Here is a 537-nt window from a genome sequence, read left to right as displayed (position 1 = left end):
CCTGATTGCGGACCGCCCACCAGGATAATTCAGCCAGAGATAATTCACGCTCCTGTGCGCCATTCATTGCGTGACGGATGATGTCAATCATCCAGGCGGCCAGATTCTGTTGAGCAAGTTGATCCAGTGAATCAGATGTCTGCTCCCGCAGCTGGTTGTCGCAGTGCCAGCACAACACCATCGCGCCGGTACCGTAACGGTGAATGACGGTTTCGCTGTGATGATAATCACCGTGTAGCCACTGGCAGGATTTCACGTGACGTAATAACCAGTCAGACAGTGCACCAGCGCCACCCGCAGCACGGATCACCCGCTCATCGCTGAAAAATGGCAGTAGTGATTTATCTTCCGCCAGCGGCTGGTGAACGGCAGGTACAACCCCGGACGGCAGAGCTCGCATGCTTTTTGGTTCCGGCTCCACCAGTATTCTGCCGTTATGGAATGCTGACATTGATTCACGGCCTGGCTTAACGATAACCAGACCGAGTTCCGGTACCAGAACAGGTCGAAGTAATACCCGCACATTACCTCCAGATC

The 537-nt window shown here is 54.2% G+C and carries 1 pseudogene; it reads right to left on the bottom strand.

From position 1 onward, the window contains the following. Positions 1-523 (bottom strand): annotated as a pseudogene (locus HEN33_RS25400) (DUF968 domain-containing protein); the annotation flags it as partial. Positions 524-537: the final 14 nt, after the last annotated feature.

This window comes from Escherichia sp. 94.0001, from assembly GCF_013369155.2.
GTDB lineage: Bacteria > Pseudomonadota > Gammaproteobacteria > Enterobacterales > Enterobacteriaceae > Escherichia > Escherichia coli_F.
This window is presented reverse-complemented; position numbering and strand designations above follow the sequence as displayed.